This window comes from Paenibacillus helianthi (assembly GCF_001909055.1).
GTDB classification, from domain to species: Bacteria; Bacillota; Bacilli; order Paenibacillales; family Paenibacillaceae; genus Paenibacillus_AQ; species Paenibacillus_AQ helianthi.
In genome coordinates, this window is record NZ_LVWI01000025.1 from 60,229 (window position 1) to 81,303 (window position 21,075).

A 21,075-nucleotide genomic window follows, 5' to 3' on the forward strand; every position below is an offset into this window, starting at 1 on the left:
AATCAGCTCTCGGCCGCACCAGCATTATCCAGCTCCGGGTTGCCCTGGATAAATTTTGGTATATGTACACGGATCGTAGTTCCAGCTCCCTTGCGGCTAATGATCTCCACTTGCCCGCCGAGCTTCTCCGCGCGTTCACGCATCGTTGTAAGTCCATATGAGCCCTGCTTATGCTGTACATGCTCGAAGCCTTGCCCGTCATCGCTGATGCTCAGCACTACTTGTCTCGGCACTTCGCGCAGCGACAGGCTGACGAGCCGTGCTCCCGCATGCTTGACAATGTTGGCCATCGATTCCTGGATAATCAGGAACAGCTGATGTTCAATGGCTTCGGACAACTCTCCTTGCAGCTCAAGCTCTTTCACGCCTTTAAGTCCGTTCTGGCGGCAATAATCCGGGAACCATTTCTCCAGCGCCTCGAACAGATTCCGGCCCTCCAGTTCTACCGGCCGGAGCTGGGCAATCAGGGCTCGCATCTGCTTCTGGGCCATTTGGGACATGGTAATCAGCTGATCCATAACGGTTCTGCCATGCTCCGCATTCCGCTCCAGCACTTTAGGCAGCGAAGAAGCGGACATATGAATCGCAAACAGCTGCTGGCTTACGGTATCATGCAGATCCCGTGCCATACGCCTCCGCTCTTCAAGCACCGCGCTCTCCGCCGCCTTTTCCTTCTCGATCACTTCCTGCTCGCCCAATCGCTGCAGCAGCTGCATCTTATTCTCCACAGTGTCCATCATCATGTTGAACTCGTGGTATACTCTGGCAAAAGACTGGTCATCACTCTCAGGCATCCGTACGGATAAGTTACCCTTGGCCACCTGAAGCATGTTCAGATCCAAAAGGTCAATCCGCCGCTGAATCCGCTGGCCGGCCATATACCCTACAACTACAGTGAACAACACGATCCCCACGCAAAGATACAGCCACATACGGTAATCCTGAACCTTGATATAGCCCAGGCATGTCCCGGCATACATAAGTCCGGCGGTTACACCGCCACTAAGCAGAAAATACACCAGCAGCATCCATTTGGTATTACTTAATAATTTCCCCATGCTTACCCCACCGTTTTAATTTTAATGTCGCCAATGAAGGCACTGACATTAATACGGACTTTTTTGCCGGCTTCCTTATAATAAGGTGTATTGCATTGCACGCTGCTCATGAACCCGCTGCGCGACTGCTCCAGAACCTGCATATCTCCGATAAAAGAACTGCTGTTCACCTTGACTCCCAGGTCCATATCTTCCGGTATATACACCTTGATGTCGCCTACAAAAGCAGAAATATTGATCTTCGTCTCTCCGTAGGGAATCTGCGCATTGGTCAGATCCAGGACGGTGTCGCCAATGAACTGCGAAATATTTGTATTCTTCAGCTGAAAATGATCCTTGCCCACATGAACATCCCCAATAAAAGCGGAACGGTTCGTCGTTTCCTTACGATCTGCGGCACCATGGAACTCTTCATGCCATTCGCCATGCCGGCGTGCGTGGCGCTCCTGGCGCTCCTGCCGTCTGCGTTCGTGCCTCTCGTGCTTCTCCTGCCAGCGGGAATCTGCAGAAGAGTGGAATCTCCCGTTGTCGCTCTCGTCCTCCTCTTCATCCTTATGCAAGTACTCGTTCCAATCCCGTTGCCCCTCAGACTTGCCGAACTTCTGCTCGAATTGCTCATCCAGTGTGGATTCGAGGGGCTTTGGAGGCTCAACATCCAGAGGTCCTGCTCCAGGTCCTGGAGGATAGTAGCCCTTGGGTGCGGGCGGTGCGGGCGGTGCGGGCGGTACAGGTGGAGTATGATCCCGCGGCTTGAAGATAACATATAATCCTCCACCGATCAGCATCACGGGAATCAGCAATTTGAAAAAGTCGCCGGCTGAAACATCAAACCAATCCAGGTTCCTCCCCAGGAAAAACACCCCAAGTGCCAAGTAGAGGAATCCCCAAAAAGCAGATGAACCCTTAGAGCCGCGCTCATTCGTAGACAGAACATTCTGGATCCCCATAATAATGAGAATAACCGGCCAATAATCAGCAAAAAGGGAACCTATATTGAAATCGGTATACCCCATCTGCCGCAGCAAAAACATCGCTCCCAGTCCAATCAGGAGCAGACCCCCGAGGATCTGGCTGGTGAATCGTCTTTTCATCCTTCATTTCCCCTTTATGTTGATATAGCTCACTCATTCACTCTTATAGCCTTAGTCTACAGGAACAGGCAGCCGGAGAACAGCGCCGGGAGAAGGAAACTTGACTCAGTCTCTGGACCGAGGGGGATGTAGAATCGCAGTAAAGTTCTGCTCACAAAAAAACTGCCCCGCCGCTCAGGAACTGAACGGAAACGGGACAGACGGTGATTGAACAGATGCAGTTAAAAGATGGTGCTACAAAAGTTTGAACTACAGCATTATTGCTGCGGTTTTTGAACCGGTTTTGCCATACTCTGCTTAGATGCGCCGTCATTTTCTACAGCAAACTCAGCATTGTATTTTTCATTTGGTGTTTTGTAGTTTTCTTGAACCTTTGGTTTTTTAGAATTGGCCACGGAAATCACCTCCCTTGTCTCTTATGCAGTCTGATACCAGAGTGCATCCGAGAATCTAACGAAAGAGGCTGCTTATTCTGCCCCAGTCCGTATTATGGGAAAGGCGGGACCTTATTATGCATACTTATGTGAAATAAAATTCATACTGGCAGTGTGTAGGGAAACCCTAGATGACTTCCTCAAGAAGATCCTGCGGAATGGCATTATAGGTCTGAACAGCCCGGCCCAGACTCTTCAGCATGTTTTCGGTACATCTTCCGTTCCCCCGCTTAATGAGCTGCACCACTACCGTTTTTTTACCCCATTCCTTATAAACCTGCTTAGTGGTAGAAAAATAAAGATCAATCTTCCGGCCCTTGATAGCCGAACCGGTATCTGCCACAACTGCGTAGCCATAGCCGGGGATATACAAAACACTGCCTAACGGAATCACTTTGGGATCAGCAGCGATGGTCGATACTGCATTTTTGTCCCGGCGGACTTTGACACCAGAATACGTGATGCCGTACTGCGGATGCTTTGAGGTTTTACCTGTAGATTCAAAACCTGCTGTGTAGCCTGTAGCAGTTACCTTGAAAGAAGTGATAATCTGCTCCGGCCCTGGTGCCGCTACCTGTACGGTTGCTGGCGGTTTGGAAGCAGTATTACCCGGTTGTGTGACTGCATGAGGTGCTGGTGTATGTTTTGGAGCCTTAGTGGCTGCCGGCTTGCCGGACTGTGCGAGCGCTTCGGAACGGGACACCCCTCTGGATGCGGATTCTCCTTGATCATACAGCGCGGCTTGACCAGCTGCCAGCACTTCCGGCCCGGTGTGGCCGCTGGCACCGCTGAACTGCACAGAACCTTTTATATGTTGCGGATCAAGTGACTTGTTTATACTATTGCTTAATTGACCTGCAGTGTCTCCCGTCCCGTTAGCTTCCACCGGCTTGCGTCCAAAATCAGGATAGACCCCGGCGGCAGTCAGCAAAAGCACAATCGTTACGAAAAGACACCAAAACCTCTGGTATAAGCCCATTTTGTTCATTTGTTAAACCTCCCCCTATTAGCGAAGGTTTCCCGTTTCACAAAATTTTATACCTGGAGCCGTTTAAAACCCGGCCGCAGGCGGCTTATAACAGAGGCGAATGAATGACATTAAAGTTATATAAATGAGGTTATACCTGAAGCTTTAGATTACACGCTCCGCAACTTCCTTCACTAAGGAAGCGATCACTTCCTGCAGCGGCTGGGCACCGATATCGCCTTCTCCGCGCTTGCGGATGGAGACACTTCCGGCGTTCATTTCATTCTCGCCCACCACGAACATATAAGGGATCTTTTCGAGCTGTGCTTCACGGATTTTATAGCCCATTTTCTCGTTGCGCAGATCTACTTCGGCCCGGATTCCACTGGCAAGCAGTTTTGCTTCTACGTCCTTAGCGTAATCATCAAATGCGGAGGACACCGGAATGATCTTCACCTGCTGCGGGGACAGCCATAATGGAAGTGAGCCGGCAAAGTTCTCCAGCAAGAAGGCTACAAAACGTTCCATGGTACCAAGGATTCCGCGGTGCAGCACAACCGGACGGTGTTTTTGGCCATCGTCTCCGACATATTCCAGCTCAAAACGCTCAGGAAGCAGGAAGTCGATTTGCACAGTGGACAATGTTTCTTCTTTGCCAAGTACAGTCTTGATCTGAACGTCCAGCTTCGGACCGTAGAACGCTGCTTCGCCTTCCGCTTCAAAAAACGGCAGGCCCGCTTCTTCCACTACTTCTCGCAGCATGCGCTGTGCAGTCTCCCACATTTCATCGTTCGGATAGTATTTTTCAGTATCCTTCGGATCACGGTATGAGAGACGGAAACGGTAGTCGGCAATGCCGAAATCGCTGTATACCTGCTTGATCAGCTCAAGCACACGGGTAAATTCACTTTTGATCTGATCCAGGCGGCAGAAAATATGTGAATCATTCAATGTCATCGAACGCACACGATGCAGCCCAGTCAACGCGCCAGACATTTCATAGCGGTGCTGAATACCAAGCTCGGCAATCCGGATAGGCAAATCACGATAGCTGTGCATCGAACTCTTGTAAATCATCATGTGATGCGGGCAGTTCATCGGACGAAGCACGAATTCCTCATTGTCGATTGTCATCTTGGGGAACATATCCTCTTGGTAATGCTCCCAGTGTCCTGAAGTTTTGTACAGCTCTACATTGCCGAGCACCGGAGTATATACATGCTGGTAACCCAGGCTTGCTTCCAGATCGACGATATAGCGTTCCAGAATACTGCGCAATTTCGCACCTTTTGGAAGCCAGATTGGCAGGCCTTGTCCTACCAGCTGGTTGAAGGTGAAGATCTCCAGCTCTTTACCCAGCTTACGGTGGTCGCGTTTCTTTGCTTCTTCCAGCAGGTGCAGATACTCATCGAGCTGAGCTTTTTTGATCCAGGCAGTACCGTATATACGTTGCAGCATTTTGTTCTTGCTGTCCCCACGCCAGTAGGCTCCGGCTACGTTCATAAGCTTGAAGACCTTGATCTTCGCAGTGGAGGGCACATGCGGGCCGCGGCAAAGGTCAAAGAATTCTCCCTGCTCATATATCGTGATCACGCTATCTTCAGGCAGCGCTTCAATCAACTCCAGCTTATAGGGATCTTCCAGTTCACCGAAACGCTCCAGTGCTTCCTTGCGGCTGACCTCAATACGCACGATCGGCAGATTCTCCGAGACGATACGCTCCATTTCCTTCTCGATCTTCAGCAGGTCCTCCGGATTGAGCGGGTGCTCCAGATCCATATCATAGTAAAAGCCATCTTCGATCACCGGGCCTACACCCAGCTTAACCTCCTTAGTCCCGAACAGGCGGCGTACTGCCTGCGCCATCAAGTGGGCTGTACTGTGGCGCATCACTTCCAGGCCTTCCGGCGAATCCAAAGTGACGATCTCAACCAATGCACCTTCCTGCAGCGGCGTAGACAGGTCTACAACGATACCGTTCAGCTTGCCTGCTGCTGCATTTTTGCGGAGACCACTGCTGATCGAAGCGGCTACATCATCAATGCTGCTGCCATCGGCATATTCCCGGACCGAGCCGTCCGGAAGCTTGATATTAACTGACATGATTTATTCCTCCTAATATTTTGGTAAGGCCGCATAAGTAACGGAACGGAAATGTCCCTGAACACAAAAAACACCCGTCCCGCAAAGGGACGAGTGATTGCACCCGTGGTTCCACCCAAATTCGATTCCCGGCTAGCAGGAATCCTTCGTCAGCATGGAGATAACGGCCATGAACCGGCGGTTCTTACTATCCCTGGCAGGTTGTCCGCTGCCCAACAGCACTTGGGAGTTCATAACCGCAGCTACAAAGGGGTAGATGGATTACCGGATACCGGAGGAAATCACAGCCTGAAGTTTCCTCTCTCTGAAGCGGCCCTAAAAAGTAATCATCCATATCTTTGTCAACGCTGATAACGTGAATCTTGTGTAATTATAATTCTCTCTCCAGCCTTCCGTCAAGTCAGTCCCTGTATTTATCATCCGCAACAACACCGCCAGCAAGTAGAAGGATGATCTATAGCGCGAACATATAAATCCTTCTATTGTAAAATAGCTTAAGGGCAGAAGCCATCTTCTGCCCTGCAAGTCTATTCTTCCAGGCGTTTCCGTTCAGGCAAGCGGCCTGCGCGTTTCAAAGCCTCACGCAGCAAATATTCGATATGTCCGTTTACGCTGCGAAACTCTTCTCCCGCCCAACGTTCCAGCGCTTCGTGCAGGTCAGGATCGATCCGCAGCGGAAAGCTTTTCTTGGCCGCCATGATGAACCGTCCTTAGTACAACGAGCCGGCGTTAATGACCGGACTCGCTCCACGCTCCGACACGATCGCTACCATCAGATTGTTAATCATCGCCGCCTTGCGCTCTTCATCCAGTTCGACTACTCCGCTCTCCTTCAGCTGGCGGATCGCCATATCTACCATTCCGACCGCCCCTTCGACGATAATCTGCCGCGCGGACAGAATCGCTGAGGCCTGCTGCCGCTGCAGCATAGTACTGGCGATTTCAGTAGAATAAGCCAGATGTGTCAGCCGCGCTTCAATCACTTCAACACCGGATAAGGAAAGGCGGTCCTGAAGCTCGGCTGCCAGTTCCTTGGCAATCTCATCCGAATTCGCACGAAGGGACATGCCCGATTCGTTAAAATTGTCGTAAGGATACCGGCTGGCCACATGCCGTAGTGCGGTCTCGCTCTGGATTTCCACAAACGCCATATATTTGTCGACATCGAACAACGCCTTTGCCGAGTTGATGACTTTAAATACAATAACTGCAGCAATCTCAACCGGATTCCCCTCGACATCATTGACCTTCAGCTTAACGCTGTTGAAATTGCGCACCCGCAGGGATACGGTCTTACGGATACTAAACGGAATGACTGCGAAGAGTCCGCTGCTAGCAATGGTACCGACATATTTGCCGAAAAAGGTTACCACGACCGACTTATTAGGCTGCACTACCGTAATACTCGTACATAGCACACCCGCAATGATGAACAGAATAACCGGAACCACAGCATAGTCATATGTTGCACCGTAAATCCCCCCTGCCAAGCAAATGGCAATAAGCGCAATAACCAGAAAACCACTAACTGGACGCAATGTTTTTTCTTTCATGAAAGGCACCTCCATAAGATATGTATTTGATATGATTATGATATCACTTATGGATATTGTTGTAAACTAAAAATATCACTGCATTCCGTCCTATTATCTCTTATACTAAAGAACCTATCTGAAGTCATAGTCTTACAATTAAATGGAGAAGGACGTGGAACATATGAGTGTTAAGGAGCAAGTATTGGATATTATCAAGGCATCAGCAACGCCGCTAAGCGCAGGCGAAGTTGAAAAGCTGTCTGGTCTGGAACGCAAAGCTATCGATAAAGCCTTCACTGAGTTGAAAAAAGAAAATGCAATTGTCTCCCCGGTCCGCTGTAAGTGGGAAGCTGCTACAAAGTAACCCCCAAAGAGACCCGTGTGCATTAAACATACACGGGTCTCGCCATATACTGGTCATCTCTAGCTATCACTGCATCAAAAAAAAGGAGCTCCGCTGTCATCCAAAAATGACACTGAGCTCCTTTTTGCATTTGTTATTTCATGCTGGGTTCAAAGCTTAGGAAGCCTTCTTTTCCAGCATACGGTAAATGATAACCGCCGCTTGAGCGCGGGTTGCATCGCTCTTCGGTGCGAATTTCTCTCCATCCACCCCATTGACAATACCAAGCTGTGTAAGCTGGGCTACTGCATCCTGGGCGTAAGAAGCAATCTTAGATTTGTCGTTAAAGTTTGCCAGAGCTGACTTGGTATCCATTGGTTTCAATTGATCTTTAAGTGCAGCGGCGATCATCATCGCCATTTCTTCGCGGGTCACTTCACGCCCCGGTTCAAACTTGCCGTTGCCGGAACCTTTCACAATACCCGCATTAACAGCAGCAGTGATGGCATCTGTGTACCAAACTCCTTGCTTCACATCATTAAATGAGGCGTTTGCTCCTGAAGTACTGAGATTCAGGGCACGAACCAGCATCGTTATGAATTCAGCACGCGTTACGGTTTTGTTCGGTGCGAAGTTGCTTCCGTCCAGACCCTTCACAATACCTTTGGATGCCAAAGAGCTGATAGCCTCTTGTGCCCATGCCACTTTACCCAGGTCCTTAAAGTTCGGTGCAGGTGTTGCAGTTGGAGCTGTTGGAGCTGTTGGTTTTACACTTGGTGCAGGTGTTGCTGATGCAGCCGGCGTAGCCGTAGGAGTAGGTGTTGGCGTTGGTGTTGCCACAGACCCTCCCGGGTTCGAGGTTGGAGCCGGAGCTACAGTATTATTTGTGATTCGGCCTTCAACTTTTGCTGTGATTTGACCGCCCTTGAAAGTATTCTTAACGTAATCGTAGAATACATCCAGGTCAATCGGACCGGCCAGGGATTCACTGGCTGCAGTCAGCACCTTATAGTTGTCGCCGCCTGCAGCCATGAAGTTATTAACTACCGCAGTATAGTTTTGAGTCATGCTGATTGGTGTTCCGTCTGTCTTGGTAAGATTAGCGATACGATCAGCAACCGGCAAATACATGTTGGCCGTATATTTCAGGCCGGAAATTTGCAGTGTCTTCGTATCTGCAGTTCCATCAGCTTTGGTTGCCCATTGCTGCTGCAGCAGTGTCTTGATCTGTGCACCGGTAAGGGTCAGCTTTACAAGCGTGTTGCCAAATGGCTGGATCTTGGCCAAGTCGCCAAAAGACACATTGCCTTTCGGAAGATCAGCGCGGATACCGCCCGGATTCATAAAGGCGAAATCAGCGAGAGCTTTTCCATCGCGGAAATCAGCTTGACGCATAGCGTCTGCAATCAGGTTGCCTAGAGCGGCCTCATTATTGTAAACATCTGTGCGGGTAACTGTCCCGTCTGTAGTACCTACAGGCAGAGTCAGCTCAGGGTGCTTGGCCAGATATTTGTTAACCAAAGCTGCCGTTTCCGCATCTGGTGTAACATTCTTTTGAAGGGTACTGGTTACAGTCGCCGATTTGCTCTTCACATCACCTGTTACACTATCAATAACCAGCTTGATGTCTTCGAAAGCTGTACCATAGGAATAGGCTTGAACAATCAGCTTGCCGTTAACAACGCCATTAGCAAGTGCATGGTTGTCCCCTGCTACCACAACGTCAACAGGTGAGTTCGCCGGAAGTGCGTTAGCCAGGTCAGCCGCTTCTCCCGTAGTCACATCTGCTTTGGTTGTCGCCGGATCATGTGCAAGCACAACGATCGTCTGGACGCCTTGCTTCTGAAGTTCTGCGGCATATTTTTCAATCGCTGCAACTTCTTCTGTGGCGCTCAAGAATTTCACACCTTTGGTTCCCTCAGGAGAGACTTTGCTTGGAGTGGCTTTGGTTACCACACCGATAAATCCGATTTTCACACCGCCTACTTCTTTAATTACGTAAGGGTTAATGATCGGAGCTCCAGAAGAGCTGTCTACCGCATTGGCATTGATATAATCGAAGTCTGCCCCTTTATGAACAATGCTGGTGTTCTTAGGATCAGCACCGCCATAAATCTGAGTCTTCATGGCTTCAACACCTTGGTCAAATTCATGGTTCCCCAGTGTACCCACATCGAATTTCATCAGGTTCATCCATTCCATCGTCGGCTCGTCACGTTCAAGCGAGGATACCGGTGCAGATGCACCTACAGAGTCACCATTGTGGAACAACAGCGCGTTGGCATATTTCGCACGGGTGTCTTTCAAGTACGCTGCAAGAGTTGCTGCAGTTCCTACTGCATCGCTACCTACATAAGAAGTGGTGTCGAGTTGGCCGTGGAAGTCGTTGACCCCGAGCAGGTGAACTTCCACATCTCCGGTTGGAGCAACTGGAGTTTCTTTTAGATTAAGATTATAGATTTCAAATCCTTTGACATCTTTAGTGCCTGTGTCTGTAACATTGGCAGGCTTCACAGCAGCTGCCTTCGGTGAAGAAGTGAAGGTCACATTGACGTTCCCTTTGATTGGAGCGATCGACCAGTTGTTGTCTGCTGTCGGATCAACGGTGCCGGCTGCACTGATATAATCCATCAGTACCTGGCGGTTTTCCATTTGGGAGTCAATAATCATTTTCCCAGCTTTAACACCCGGGAAGTTACCGCCGCCGCTTGCGCGGTAGTTATTGGTAACCACGATGAACTGTTGGTCATCCTTCAAAGGTTCATTGCCGTACGTAATGGAAGTCACACGGCTGGAAGACGCATCATTAATCGTTCCATCCGGCTTGTACTTCGCATTTTTGGTTACATCAATTGTATATTTAATACCATCGATGACATCGAAGTTGTAAACAGCGAAAGCCGAGTTCAAAAGCGGCTGTGGAGTGGAGATCGCCGGTTTGATACGGTTGAATGCACCTGCACTCATCTCTACCCATTCCTTCACTGTAGAGCCTTTGACCACAATGGCTTTCAGCGTGTTGTCATAGAGATACAGGTCACTTGCGCTCGCAATCGTAAGATCGCCCTTTTGAATTTCAGTATACTCCTCAGGGCCATTGCGTCCGGCCTTGAAGGGTGCGCCTACACTTAGAATCGGCAGGTCCTTATACGGGGCAAGCTTAGCATCCGTATTAACCAGATTCGAAACATACTGCTGCTGGGCATAGGTTACGATCTGAACGGTCGGATCATCCTGCACCAGAGCAAAGTAGCTGTTCATTGGAGCATTAGTTTTCCCGAGCGGTTGATTCACATATTTGATCGTTGCTGCATGGGCAGCTCCAGCCACTGCATCAATAGCAGGATCAACGGCTACTCCGGTAATGGAGCGTGTAAAAGCCTTTGAAGATGCCTTGTCAACTTTCCAGCTGCTGCCATCCTTTACGATCTTCAGATCGATCAGACCCAGGTTGCCCCCGCCATAACCGGCTTGAACAGCTGGAACGCCGTTGATATGACCGTTGAGGTTATCGATCTTTGCCACATCGGAATCATATGGCTTTTTGGTTGCCGGATCCTTAAAGGAAGCATCCAGCTTGGTGTCATCCCCGTTCGTCGGGAACACCTTATGCGTATGGGAGAAGGTGATGGCGTCAATGCCATCAACCTTGCTCAGCAGGTTAATGGCATTCTCAGCTCCGGTTCCCGCAGCTGCAGTCGCATCAAACCCGGAGTGGGCCATGGCAATAATGACATCTGCGCCGGCACCCTTCATGATAGGAACAAATTTGGCTGCAGTTTCAGCAATATCCTTTGTGATTACCTTGCCTTCCAGATTCACCTTGTCCCAATCCATGATTTGCGGGGTCACCAACCCAAGGAGGCCGACATTAACCGTTACCTCATTACCGTTGCTGTCCTTAACTTTTTTAGGAATGATGACATACGGTACAAACGTATTTTTATCATCGGATACATTATAAATATTTGCATTTACATAAGGGAATATTGCTCCGGTATCTGCCGCACCGCTTCCTTTGATCGTACGGTCCAGATAGTCCAAGCCATAATTGAATTCATGATTGCCAAACGTTGCAGCATCATACCCCATAAGGTTCATGGCTGCAATAAGCGGATGAATCTGGTCTGTACTTGTCTTAAAATCTGATACCTGGGCCATATATGTACCCAGCGGTGTTCCCTGAATCAAATCACCGTTGTCAAGAAGGAGATTGTTCGGTTCTTGGGTCCGGGCTTCTTTTACCAGCGTTGATGTGCGGTCCAGACCTACTGTAGTAGAAGCCGCATTTTTGAAGTAGTCCCAACCGTATACATTGGTGTGTACATCCGTGGTGCTCATCAAGCGCAGATTAACTGTTCCAGGAGCAACAGCTTCAGCGCCTGCAGCCTCCGCCTTGCTCGCCCCCAAAACCGGAACTGCAAAAACTCCGCCCAGCACTTGTGCTGCCAGAACGGTGGTCGCCAATAAAGCAGCTACTGGCTTGTTCCATCTTTTTTCTACCATAAGTCAGATATCCTCCCCATATGTTTCTTATTCCTACTTATGCTGACCGCAAGATTGTATCATATCCAAAATTATGAATCTAGCAAAAACCATTAAATCTAATTAATAGTTGTGTAAAATATCACATCATTAGGGCTTTTTTTGTTCTTAATGACGATAAAAGTTTACAAAAAACAAAAAAAACGCCTATTCTCGAGGTTTTCATTAACGAAATCACTCAAGGATAGACGCCGCAAAAAAATCTTACACACAACGTTATGAATCAATAGATCTTTATTGAAGAATTAGTTCTGCATTACAAAATCATTGTCAATCTTTACATTACCGTCCTCAAAGGTCCGCAGGATATCGTAGCGCGTGTTGCGCTGTGCCGGAATTTTGCCGGTCTCGCGGATCAGCTGCGTGATCGACTCAATGTTGACCTTGTAGGTCGCACCCGCCGAGGAAACCACATTCTCTTCTATCATCGTGCTGCCAAAGTCATTGCAGCCATATTGCAGCGACAGCTTGCCGACTTCAGGCCCCATGGTTACCCATGAGGACTGGAAGTTCTTGATGTTATCAAGCACCAGGCGGCTGATGGCTACTGTCTTCAGATATTCCTCGGGGGTCTGCCGGTCCAGCTTCAGATTCGTATTATCCGGCTGGAAGGTCCAGGAGATAAATGCCAGGAACCCTTCGGAATCATATTTATTCGCAATACACTCATCCTGGGCTTCACGCACCCGCAGCAGATGAAGTGCCCGCTCCTCCATACTCTCGCCAAGGCCAATCACCATGGTCGCCGTTGTGTTCATGCCGATCTTGTGAGCGGTCTGCATCACATCCATCCATTCACGCCACGAGCCTTTGAGACGGCTGATTTTGCGGCGGGTCCGGTCATCCAGAATTTCTGCACCACCGCCGGGAAGGGAGTCCAGGCCTGCCGCATGAATCTCGCGGACCACCTGTTCCAGCGGCAGACCGGATACTTCGACCATTTTCATAATCTCCGCAGGAGAGAAGGAATGCATGGTGATCTCCGGGAACCGCTGCTTAATTCCGCGCAGTAAATCCGTATAGTAGCTGAATGGCAGGTTCGGGTTGGTTCCGCCCTGCATCAGGATTTCCGTTCCGTTGACATCGATGGTTTCCTGGATTTTCTGAAAAATCGTCTCGTCCGGAAGCACATAACCTTCCTCCGAGCCCGGTTTCCGGTAAAAGGCGCAGAAACGGCAGTACACATCACATACATTCGTATAATTAATATTGCGGCCAATCACAAATGTAGCCAGCGGGTCTGGATGCCAGCGTTTCATGATGATATCAGCGGCAGCGCCCATTTTCTCAATTTCGTTGCTCTCGAACAGCCGAATCGTGTCCTCCAGGCCAAGACGTTCACCCTTCAGCGTTTTGTCCAAAATCAGATCTATCGCACTCATCGTTCGCAGCCTCCTTTTTATGCCCATACTATATAAGAATGGATAAATAAAATTTGTACAACTTTTAAATAAGCTCGTTACTCCATCGTATCACAATCCGAACGGCTTGAAAAACCTTTACCTCGCAGCGGGAACAATATTGTGACTCGATGGTGAAACACTTAAATCCATATATTCTAAAAAAAAGCAGCCTCCGCTTTGAGGCTGCTGCCAAGTTCATTATTCAGCTGCCATAGTCTGAAAGGATGCTTACTCCAGCTCGGCCCGGGCAGCTTCCAGCGCCTGACCAAGATCTGCAATCAGGTCGTCTACATGCTCAATGCCTACAGAGAAGCGCAGCAGACGGTCATCCACGCCGACCGCATCGCGGATTTCCACCGGAATGTCGGCATGGGTCTGGACCGCCGGATAGGTCATCAGTGACTCCACGCCGCCCAGACTCTCGGCGAAGGCGATCAGACGGATATGACGCAGCAGCGGCTCGACATATCTGGCGTCTTTTACCTTGAAGGAGAAGATTCCAGTGTTGCCTGAGGACTGGCGGTTCTGAATCTCATGGCCGGGATGATCGGGCAGTCCGGGGTGGAACACCTCAGCGATGGCTGGATGCTCGAGTAAATAGCGGGCCATCGCCAGGGCATTGCTCTCATGTCGCTCCATGCGCAGAGCAAGTGTCTTCATCCCCTTCATTAGCTGATAGCTGTCGTTCGGCGCAAGCACTGCCCCCAGTGAATTATGAAGAATTGCCATTTCTGCAGAGAGCTCGGTGCCTTTGGTTACAATCAGTCCGGCGAGGACATCGTTATGCCCCCCCAAATATTTGGTTGCGCTATGAACGATGATATCCGCTCCCAGCTCCAGCGGCCGCTGGAAAAAGGGCGTCAACAGCGTATTATCGACAATGGTGAGCAGCCCATGACGGCGTGACCATGTACAGACCGCTTCGATATCCGTAATCATCATCAGCGGATTGGTAGGCGTTTCAATAAATACAGCCTTGGTATTCGGAAGCCGTGAAGCCTCCAGCCCGTCCAGATCATTCGTATCCACATAGGAAGCGCTGATGCCGTATTTGGAGAGAATCCGTTCAAGCAGACGGTAGGTTCCGCCATACAGGTCCAGCGAAACCACCAGATGGTCACCCTGTCCAAACAAGGCAAACACTGTCGTCAACGCCCCCATTCCAGAGCTGCAGGCAAAAGCCGCGTCGCCCGATTCCAGCTGTGCCGCAGCTTCTTCCAGCACCGAGCGGGTAGGATTCTTGGTACGGATATAATCAAACCCCGTGCTCTGCCCGAGTCTGGGGTGACGGAATGCCGTCGCGTTGTAAATCGGATAATTAACCGCTCCTGTAGCCGGGTCCTCCAGTGAACCTATCTGTGCCAATCTGCTCTCAATCCTCAGTTTCTCATCCATTGCTGCTGCCTCCTAAGTGTGATGTATGCGCAAATCTCTTCTATATATCAAGCAGTAATGGCTTCGTTGTCCTATAAAAAGGATGGTACCATTTCAGTGAGAAATAGAAGGATAATCGATAAAGTGAAATATATAGAATCTTATATTTTTAGAATACTAAATAATCAGCCTGGTCTATATCGTAAGGGGTCTCCTGGTATACATAGTAATTGAGCCAATTAGCGAATAATAAGTTGGCATGGGCACGCCAGACAGCCGGCGGTGTGCGCTGCGGGTCATCCTGCGGATAGTAGTGCTTCGGAATGGCAATGTCCATCCCTTTGGCAATATCCCGGTCATACTCCCATTTTAACGAAAATGGATCATATTCAGAATGTCCGGTCACAAAAATTTGTTTTCCGTCAAGCGTCGAAACCAGATACACTCCAGCTTCCTCGGATTCGGCAAGAATCTGCAGCTCGGGATTCGCAAGAATATCTTCACGCGAGACATCCGTGTGCCGGGAATGCGGAACATGGAACACCTCATCAAAGCCGCGAAGCAGCTTCACGTTAGTATGGCTCACGGTGTGCGGAAAAACGCCAAAACATTTCTCGTCCAGATCAACCTTGCGTACGCCGAAGTGATGATACAGCCCGGCTTGTGCCGCCCAACAGATATGCATGGTCGAGGTCACATTGTGCTTGCTCCATTCAAATATAACCTTTAGCTCTTCCCAGTAGTTCACGTCTTCGAACTCCAGCTGCTCCACCGGAGCGCCGGTTACAATCAGCCCGTCAAAGCGGCGGTCACTGATCTCATCAAAGGTTTTGTAAAAACTCTTCAAGTGTTCTGCCGAAGTGTTCTTCGAGGTATGGGAGCTCGGGTGCAGCAGCACAACATCTACCTGAAGCGGTGAATTCCCGACCAGACGCAGCAGCTGCGTCTCTGTGGTTTCCTTGGTAGGCATCAAATTCAGGATGGCGATTCGCAGCGGGCGGATGTCCTGGTGGAAGGCCTGGCTTTCATCCATTACAAAAATGTTTTCTCCGGACAAAACTTCTTTCGCCGGCAGACTGTCGGGAATTTTAATTGGCATATCAGTTTCCACTCCTTCATTGAGCTGAATATAAAAAAGACCTTTCTCGGGCGAGAAAGGTCATATATCTGTTAGTCATATGCGCCTCTCTCATCTGCCAGAGAACTTGTGCCAAGCAGCCTGAAAGGCTTACCTGCAAAAGCTTCCGCAAGAATTAGCACCGTGCGTTCACACGCCGGTTGCCGGGTTTCATCGGGCTAGTCCCTCCACCTGCTCTTGATAAGATTTAGCTGTATTCAATTGAGAAAAAGTCACATAACGTTAAATGCTTTTCTTAAAATTCACTTTAAATCATGAACCTCCTTTTCGTCAAGTCCATACAATGCTAATGGGTCCTTTACAGCCTCAAGAATTTAGCTTGAAAGACCTATACCCGGAGGTTATACTAGACAAGGGTTTCAAAGGCCCTACCTGACGAAAAGAAGAGGTGAGAGAAGAATGGAAGGCGACCCGAGTTCGCAGTTAAGCGTCCAGAAAGAGCAACCACACAGGATTAACATCAGCTTGCCGGCGGCGGGAGCATTTCTTCTTCATGCCCTCGAACCGTCATTTGGCCTCATGGATTGACCGTACCTCCGGCCAAGCTGATTTTTCCCTGTGCATATATTAGCACAGACCCTGGAGAAGACTAGGGTCAAGAGGAGTGGAATCAGATGAAAATCCGGTTGGTAAACGCAGGAGTTTTTACACCTGTGGATGACATAGAAGAAACATTGACTGTCCCCGCAGAGGGATTTTATTGGATTGATGCGGATGTTGAGGATCTGGAGCTGCTTCAGCCTTTGTATAATCTGCATGATTTAGCCGTGGAGGACTGCCTCAGTGAAGAGGATCAGCGCCCGAAGCTTGAAATTTACGAAAGCCATTATTTTATTGTAGTTAACAGCATCCGTTTTGATGATGAGGAGATTTTCCTCCGTGCACTCAACGTGTTTCTGGGCAGACATTTCATTATTACCGTGACCAAGCAAAAGATTCACGAGCTGCGCGTGCTGAAGCCCGTTCTGTGGGAGCAGGAAGTCAGCGAGCCGGACCGGTTCCTCTATCTGCTGATCGACCTTGTCGTAGACAACTTTTTCTCCGTCGGTGACCGGATTGAAGCGCGGATTGAGAAACTCGAAGAGGATATCCTGATGCACACCAAGAAATCGCATTTGAGCGAGATCATCGGTCTGCGGAGTGAAATTCTCTGGTTGAAGAAAATGCTGGGACCACAGAAGGAAGTTATCAACACACTTAACAAAAAAGACCTCCGCCTGATCGATGATCAGCTGCAGAAGTATTTTAGCGATATTTATGAAAATGCGGTCAAGATCTCTGAAACCTTTGAAACGTACCGCGATCTCATGGGGAACTTACGTGAAGCTTACCAATCCAGTATCGCCAACCGTGCCAATGAGATCATGAGAGTCTTCACCGCCATTACCACTATATTCATGCCGCTGACGGTCATCACCGGGATCTACGGGATGAACTTTGATAATATTCCTGAAATCCATACCCGGTACGGCTACTATGGAGTCATTGCCGTCATGGTTACACTTGGCTGCGGGATGCTAGTTATATTCCGTAAAAAGGAATGGCTATGAATCATACTGGACGAATAAGCAGGACGAAGGCCCCCTATACCGCATGGTAAGGAAGCCTTCGTCTTTTTGGTTTACTTTAGAGCTTCTGCATCTGCCGCCTCTATTTGCGCGAACAATCGTTCCGCATCTCCGCGTTTACACAGCTGACGCTCAGGGTTCATTACGGCCGCCGCTCCAGAGGCGATTCCGAATTGAACGGCCCGGCGCAGCGGCCAGCCCCGTTCCAGGCTGTAGACCAGCCCGCCTACCAGACTGTCACCGGCTCCCACCACACTCAGTACAGGAACTTCAGGGGCCTTGAGATGTTCACAGCCATCCCTTGTTATCAGCAAAGCGCCCTCGCCGCCAAGGGATACCAATACTACCTCTGTCCGTCCTTGCTCGATCAGCTCCAGCGCAGCTGCCCGAACCTCCGCATCACCTGTAATTGCGTGTCCAGCCAGTTCCTCAAGCTCACGTGCATTGGGTTTGAGCAGATATACTCCGGCATCCGCAGCCTTTTGCAGTGCTTCGCCCGAGGTATCCACAATAACCTTCGCCTGCCATGGCTTCACTGCCTCAATGACGCGGCCATAAAAATCTGCCGGACAGCCTGGAGGCAGGCTGCCGCTGGCCACAATATAGCTAGGCTTCCCGGTCAACGACTTCAATTGATCCAGGCACTGCTCCCAGTCGCCTTCAATAAAATGGGGGCCCGGCATGTCAAACCGGAACTGTTGCCCTGTGGATTCCTCCACGACAATCAGATTTTCCCGCGTCTGTCCGGAAATCGGGATCTCCTGGTGGCTGACGCCCTCCTTACCCAGCATCTCATGCAGCAGTTGCCCGTGAAGTCCGCCAGATGCATACAGAGCCAAGGACTCTCCGCCCAATCTGTGGATAGCCCGGGAGACATTGATCCCGCCACCTCCAGGTTTATAGGATGCCTCCTTGCAACGCAGCTTGTTGTCCGGTACTACCTTGTCAATCCCTGTGCTGGCATCTACGCTGGGGTTAACCGTTAATGTTACGATCATCGGGTCTCTCTCCTTTTTACTCGGAATACATGTATTTTACTCCAAGATACAGTATTCTCCTAAAGAGAGGTCTCCATGAGGAGTGCTTCAATCAAGACACTTCCAATAATGATTCTGAAGAGGATGACCAGACTGCCTAGAAATTCGTTGCCACACCTAGTTGAACCGCCTGCCCCCGCCGGTAACGGATGCGGATTAGGCGCAGCCGCTCATAGTAGACATCCAACCCTTCTGCAGGAGAGAAGCCTTCCCCATAGGCTTTGTAAAGGACAGGCTTCAGGAAGGTATCTCCCATAAGCTCGTAGGCAGTCCATACATCGGCTTGTTCGTTGGGGGATACATCCGCCATTTCAAGTGCAATGAGCTTCTCCACGGAGTATCCATCTTTTTCCAGTTCTTCTACAGCTTCAAGCACCTCACGGCGGCTCACACCACCCTGTGCCTTCAACTGCTCCATCCCAAGACCTTCCTCGATTCCCTGCAGCAGAACCCTTCGCAGCCGCAGCCGCTCCAGCTGCTTCTTGTATTTCAGCTCCTTCTGCTTGTACTGCCAGGCCATAAACCGCTCCTCATCAACGGCCTGATGCACCCAGCCCAGTGGAAAACTATGCTCCCGCTCTATGGCAGAGGTGATGCTCAGCCAGTCTCCGCCGTATTGCGAGGCTTTGCCCTCGCCTACACCCGGAATTTGCAGCAGCTCCTCCGGTGTACGGGGAAGAAAGGCACTCAGCATCCGCAGCAGCCGGTTGCTGGCAAGAATGTAGGGCGCCTTCCGTTCACTGGAGGCCTTCCCCCGGCGCCAGGCGCACAACTCCTCATAGACAGATTCGTTGCCATGATGCTCGCTGAAATATTGCAGTTTCAGCTGTTCCTGATTGCGGGTGCCGGTGAGGCTGTCCTCATCGTGAAAGGAACCATCAATCAGCGGCCGATACCCGTCGCCCATCTTCACCGCGAGCTCATGCCGGTAAACGCAAAGCATCTCATTCCAGGAGCCGCCTTCATACCACAAGTTGTCGCCCATTTCCTCTGTACCGGAGAATTCACGCCAGCCAAGGCGCCAATGGCCTTCTTCTTCCCCGATCCAGAGCTGGGCGAATACCTCCTGATCGGCCCCGGATATTCTGGATAAACGGTTCATAAATACAATTTGCATCTGCATTCCCTACCTTCCTCGTCTTACAGTATGCATCATTCCCGTGCTGGCCGGATTCCGAGTTTTGCCGGACAAGCCAAAGCCCCAGGATAATAAAGGATGGCTGAAAATCTGAAGGCTATTCATCCTTAAATTTACACACAAAAAAGCACCTCTCTCACGAATTGCGTGAAAGAGGTGCTTCCTCTGGATGCTATACTGTTAATGCTTACAATACCTATTTATAGCGAAACAGTCAATCTCTTTTTATTCCGGGCAAAAATGGCTTAGCCGGCCTCCGCTACTCCCGGTCCAATGCCAGCTTAGCCAGGCCAAGCGCTCCGGAAAGACCCGCATTATCCCCGAGCTGCGGCGGAACAATATAGCTGCCGATGGCCTCATTCAGTGCAGGATGCTGAACATAGCCGCCCAGCAGCTCCTGAAGCTGTGTATGAATCAGCGGGAAAAGCTGGCTCTGCTTCATGACTCCGCCACCCATGACAATCTTCTGCGGCGAGAGAATAAGCACGTAATTCATTAGCGCATGCGCCAGATAGTGGGCTTCCATTGCCCAGGCCGGATGATCCTCCGGCAGCTCACCTGCCGGTTTGCCCCAGCGGGTGCCAATCGCCGGACCTGCCGCCAGTCCTTCCAGGCAATCGCCATGATAAGGACAAAAACCTTCAAAAGTATCTTCCGCATGGCGGCGCACAAGAATATGTCCCATTTCGGGATGAGACAGGCCATGAACAAGCTTACCTCCCACTACCGCACCAGCCCCAATTCCTGTGCCGACTGTGATATAGAGACAACTGTCCAGCCCTTGGGCCGCACCCCACTTGTATTCTCCCAGCGCCGCACCATTCACATCCGTATCGAAGCCGATAGGTACTGAAAAATGCCCGGCAACCGTTCCAACCAAATTATATTGTCCCCAATAGGGTTTAGGGGTGGTTGTGATGTAGCCGTAGGTCGGGCTGCCAATCACCGGATCAATAGGACCGAATGAGCCAATGCCGATGGCTTCTACATTTTTCCCGCTAAAATAATCCAGCACAAGCCCCATTGTTTCCTCAGGTGTGGTCGTGGGAAAGCTGACCCGGTCGATAATCGTACCGTCCTCGTTTCCAATCCCGCATACAAACTTTGTTCCCCCTGCTTCAATAGCTCCAAGTACTTTCACTGCAGCAGTCTCCCTTCCCATAAACGTTCGGCCGTAGACAGGCCATCCGTGTAATAGAGCGTTCTCTTCTGAAATATAGCCTCGGATTGGACCCAGCCAAATCGAGGGTCTTCTCTGAAATTCCATCCTCTGATAGTGCCGCAGAAAGAGCGGCATGGGTAACATATGCCCTTATTATACGTGGCCTGCTGATATATGAC

General features: G+C 50.1%; 16 protein-coding genes and 1 riboswitch. Of the genes, 2 read left to right on the forward strand and 14 right to left on the reverse strand.

Annotation, left to right across the window (positions count from 1 at the left end):
• Positions 1-2 precede the first annotated feature (2 nt).
• From A3844_RS06940 to A3844_RS06965, 7 genes are all read right to left on the reverse strand, one after another.
• On the reverse strand, positions 3-1,058 hold the full coding sequence (locus A3844_RS06940; protein ID WP_074084633.1) for a HAMP domain-containing sensor histidine kinase: 1,056 nt from the start codon (positions 1,056-1,058) through the stop codon (positions 3-5).
• Between the two features lie 2 nt (positions 1,059-1,060).
• Positions 1,061-2,149 (reverse strand): cell wall-active antibiotics response protein LiaF, encoded by a 1,089-nt coding sequence (gene liaF, locus A3844_RS06945; RefSeq protein ID WP_074106998.1) that lies wholly within the window; start codon positions 2,147-2,149, stop codon positions 1,061-1,063.
• 257 nt (positions 2,150-2,406) lie between these two features.
• Positions 2,407-2,544, reverse strand: coding sequence for a hypothetical protein (locus tag A3844_RS32715; protein ID WP_167374642.1), 138 nt, complete (start codon positions 2,542-2,544; stop codon positions 2,407-2,409).
• A 166-nt stretch (positions 2,545-2,710) separates the two neighbouring features.
• Positions 2,711-3,286 carry a 3D domain-containing protein gene (locus A3844_RS31750; RefSeq protein WP_425270598.1) on the reverse strand — a complete coding sequence of 192 codons (576 nt, stop codon included), beginning with the start codon at positions 3,284-3,286 and terminating at the stop codon, positions 2,711-2,713.
• Positions 3,287-3,715: 429 nt separating this feature from the next.
• Positions 3,716-5,653 carry a threonine--tRNA ligase gene (thrS, locus tag A3844_RS06955; RefSeq protein WP_074103119.1) on the reverse strand — a complete coding sequence of 646 codons (1,938 nt, stop codon included), beginning with the start codon at positions 5,651-5,653 and terminating at the stop codon, positions 3,716-3,718.
• Positions 5,654-6,180: 527 nt separating this feature from the next.
• Positions 6,181-6,351, reverse strand: a complete 171-nt coding sequence (locus A3844_RS06960) for a type II toxin-antitoxin system antitoxin (protein WP_074084636.1) — start codon at positions 6,349-6,351, stop codon at positions 6,181-6,183.
• Between the two features lie 12 nt (positions 6,352-6,363).
• Positions 6,364-7,206, reverse strand: a complete 843-nt coding sequence (locus A3844_RS06965) for an SPFH domain-containing protein (RefSeq protein WP_074084637.1) — start codon at positions 7,204-7,206, stop codon at positions 6,364-6,366.
• Positions 7,207-7,369: 163 nt separating this feature from the next.
• On the opposite strand from A3844_RS06965, the gene A3844_RS06970 reads away from it, so the two are divergent.
• The gene (locus A3844_RS06970) at positions 7,370-7,552 is read left to right on the forward strand and encodes a transcriptional regulator (protein ID WP_074084638.1); all 183 of its coding nucleotides are present in this window, start codon (positions 7,370-7,372) and stop codon (positions 7,550-7,552) included.
• A 156-nt stretch (positions 7,553-7,708) separates the two neighbouring features.
• Here the strand turns inward: A3844_RS06970 and A3844_RS06975 are convergent, their stop codons facing one another.
• The 4 genes from A3844_RS06975 to metA all read right to left on the reverse strand — a co-directional run bounded on the left by A3844_RS06975 (position 7,709) and on the right by metA (position 15,952).
• Positions 7,709-12,037 carry a bifunctional 2',3'-cyclic-nucleotide 2'-phosphodiesterase/3'-nucleotidase gene (locus tag A3844_RS06975; protein ID WP_074106999.1) on the reverse strand — a complete coding sequence of 1,443 codons (4,329 nt, stop codon included), beginning with the start codon at positions 12,035-12,037 and terminating at the stop codon, positions 7,709-7,711.
• A gap of 284 nt (positions 12,038-12,321) precedes the next feature.
• Positions 12,322-13,458, reverse strand: coding sequence for a cyclic dehypoxanthinyl futalosine synthase (mqnC, locus tag A3844_RS06980; RefSeq protein ID WP_074102869.1), 1,137 nt, complete (start codon positions 13,456-13,458; stop codon positions 12,322-12,324).
• Between the two features lie 249 nt (positions 13,459-13,707).
• Positions 13,708-14,874 carry an aminotransferase class I/II-fold pyridoxal phosphate-dependent enzyme gene (locus A3844_RS06985; RefSeq protein ID WP_074107000.1) on the reverse strand — a complete coding sequence of 389 codons (1,167 nt, stop codon included), beginning with the start codon at positions 14,872-14,874 and terminating at the stop codon, positions 13,708-13,710.
• Between the two features lie 148 nt (positions 14,875-15,022).
• Positions 15,023-15,952 carry a homoserine O-acetyltransferase MetA gene (metA, locus tag A3844_RS06990; RefSeq protein WP_074107001.1) on the reverse strand — a complete coding sequence of 310 codons (930 nt, stop codon included), beginning with the start codon at positions 15,950-15,952 and terminating at the stop codon, positions 15,023-15,025.
• 87 nt (positions 15,953-16,039) lie between these two features.
• Positions 16,040-16,178: riboswitch (SAM riboswitch) on the reverse strand.
• Positions 16,179-16,605: 427 nt separating this feature from the next.
• Here metA and corA point away from each other — a divergent pair.
• The gene (gene corA, locus A3844_RS06995; protein WP_074084643.1) at positions 16,606-17,541 is read left to right on the forward strand and encodes a magnesium/cobalt transporter CorA; all 936 of its coding nucleotides are present in this window, start codon (positions 16,606-16,608) and stop codon (positions 17,539-17,541) included.
• A 71-nt stretch (positions 17,542-17,612) separates the two neighbouring features.
• On the opposite strand, the gene A3844_RS07000 is transcribed toward corA, so the two are convergent.
• The 3 genes from A3844_RS07000 to A3844_RS07010 all read right to left on the reverse strand — a co-directional run bounded on the left by A3844_RS07000 (position 17,613) and on the right by A3844_RS07010 (position 20,875).
• Positions 17,613-18,557, reverse strand: a complete 945-nt coding sequence (locus A3844_RS07000) for a 1-phosphofructokinase family hexose kinase (RefSeq protein ID WP_074102866.1) — start codon at positions 18,555-18,557, stop codon at positions 17,613-17,615.
• A 136-nt stretch (positions 18,558-18,693) separates the two neighbouring features.
• A complete protein-coding gene (locus A3844_RS07005; RefSeq protein WP_074107028.1) occupies positions 18,694-19,713 on the reverse strand; it encodes an HRDC domain-containing protein in 1,020 nt (339 codons plus the stop codon).
• Positions 19,714-19,993: 280 nt separating this feature from the next.
• Positions 19,994-20,875: an ROK family protein gene (locus A3844_RS07010; RefSeq protein ID WP_279629250.1), complete on the reverse strand. Its 882-nt coding sequence runs from the start codon at positions 20,873-20,875 to the stop codon at positions 19,994-19,996.
• Positions 20,876-21,075: the final 200 nt, after the last annotated feature.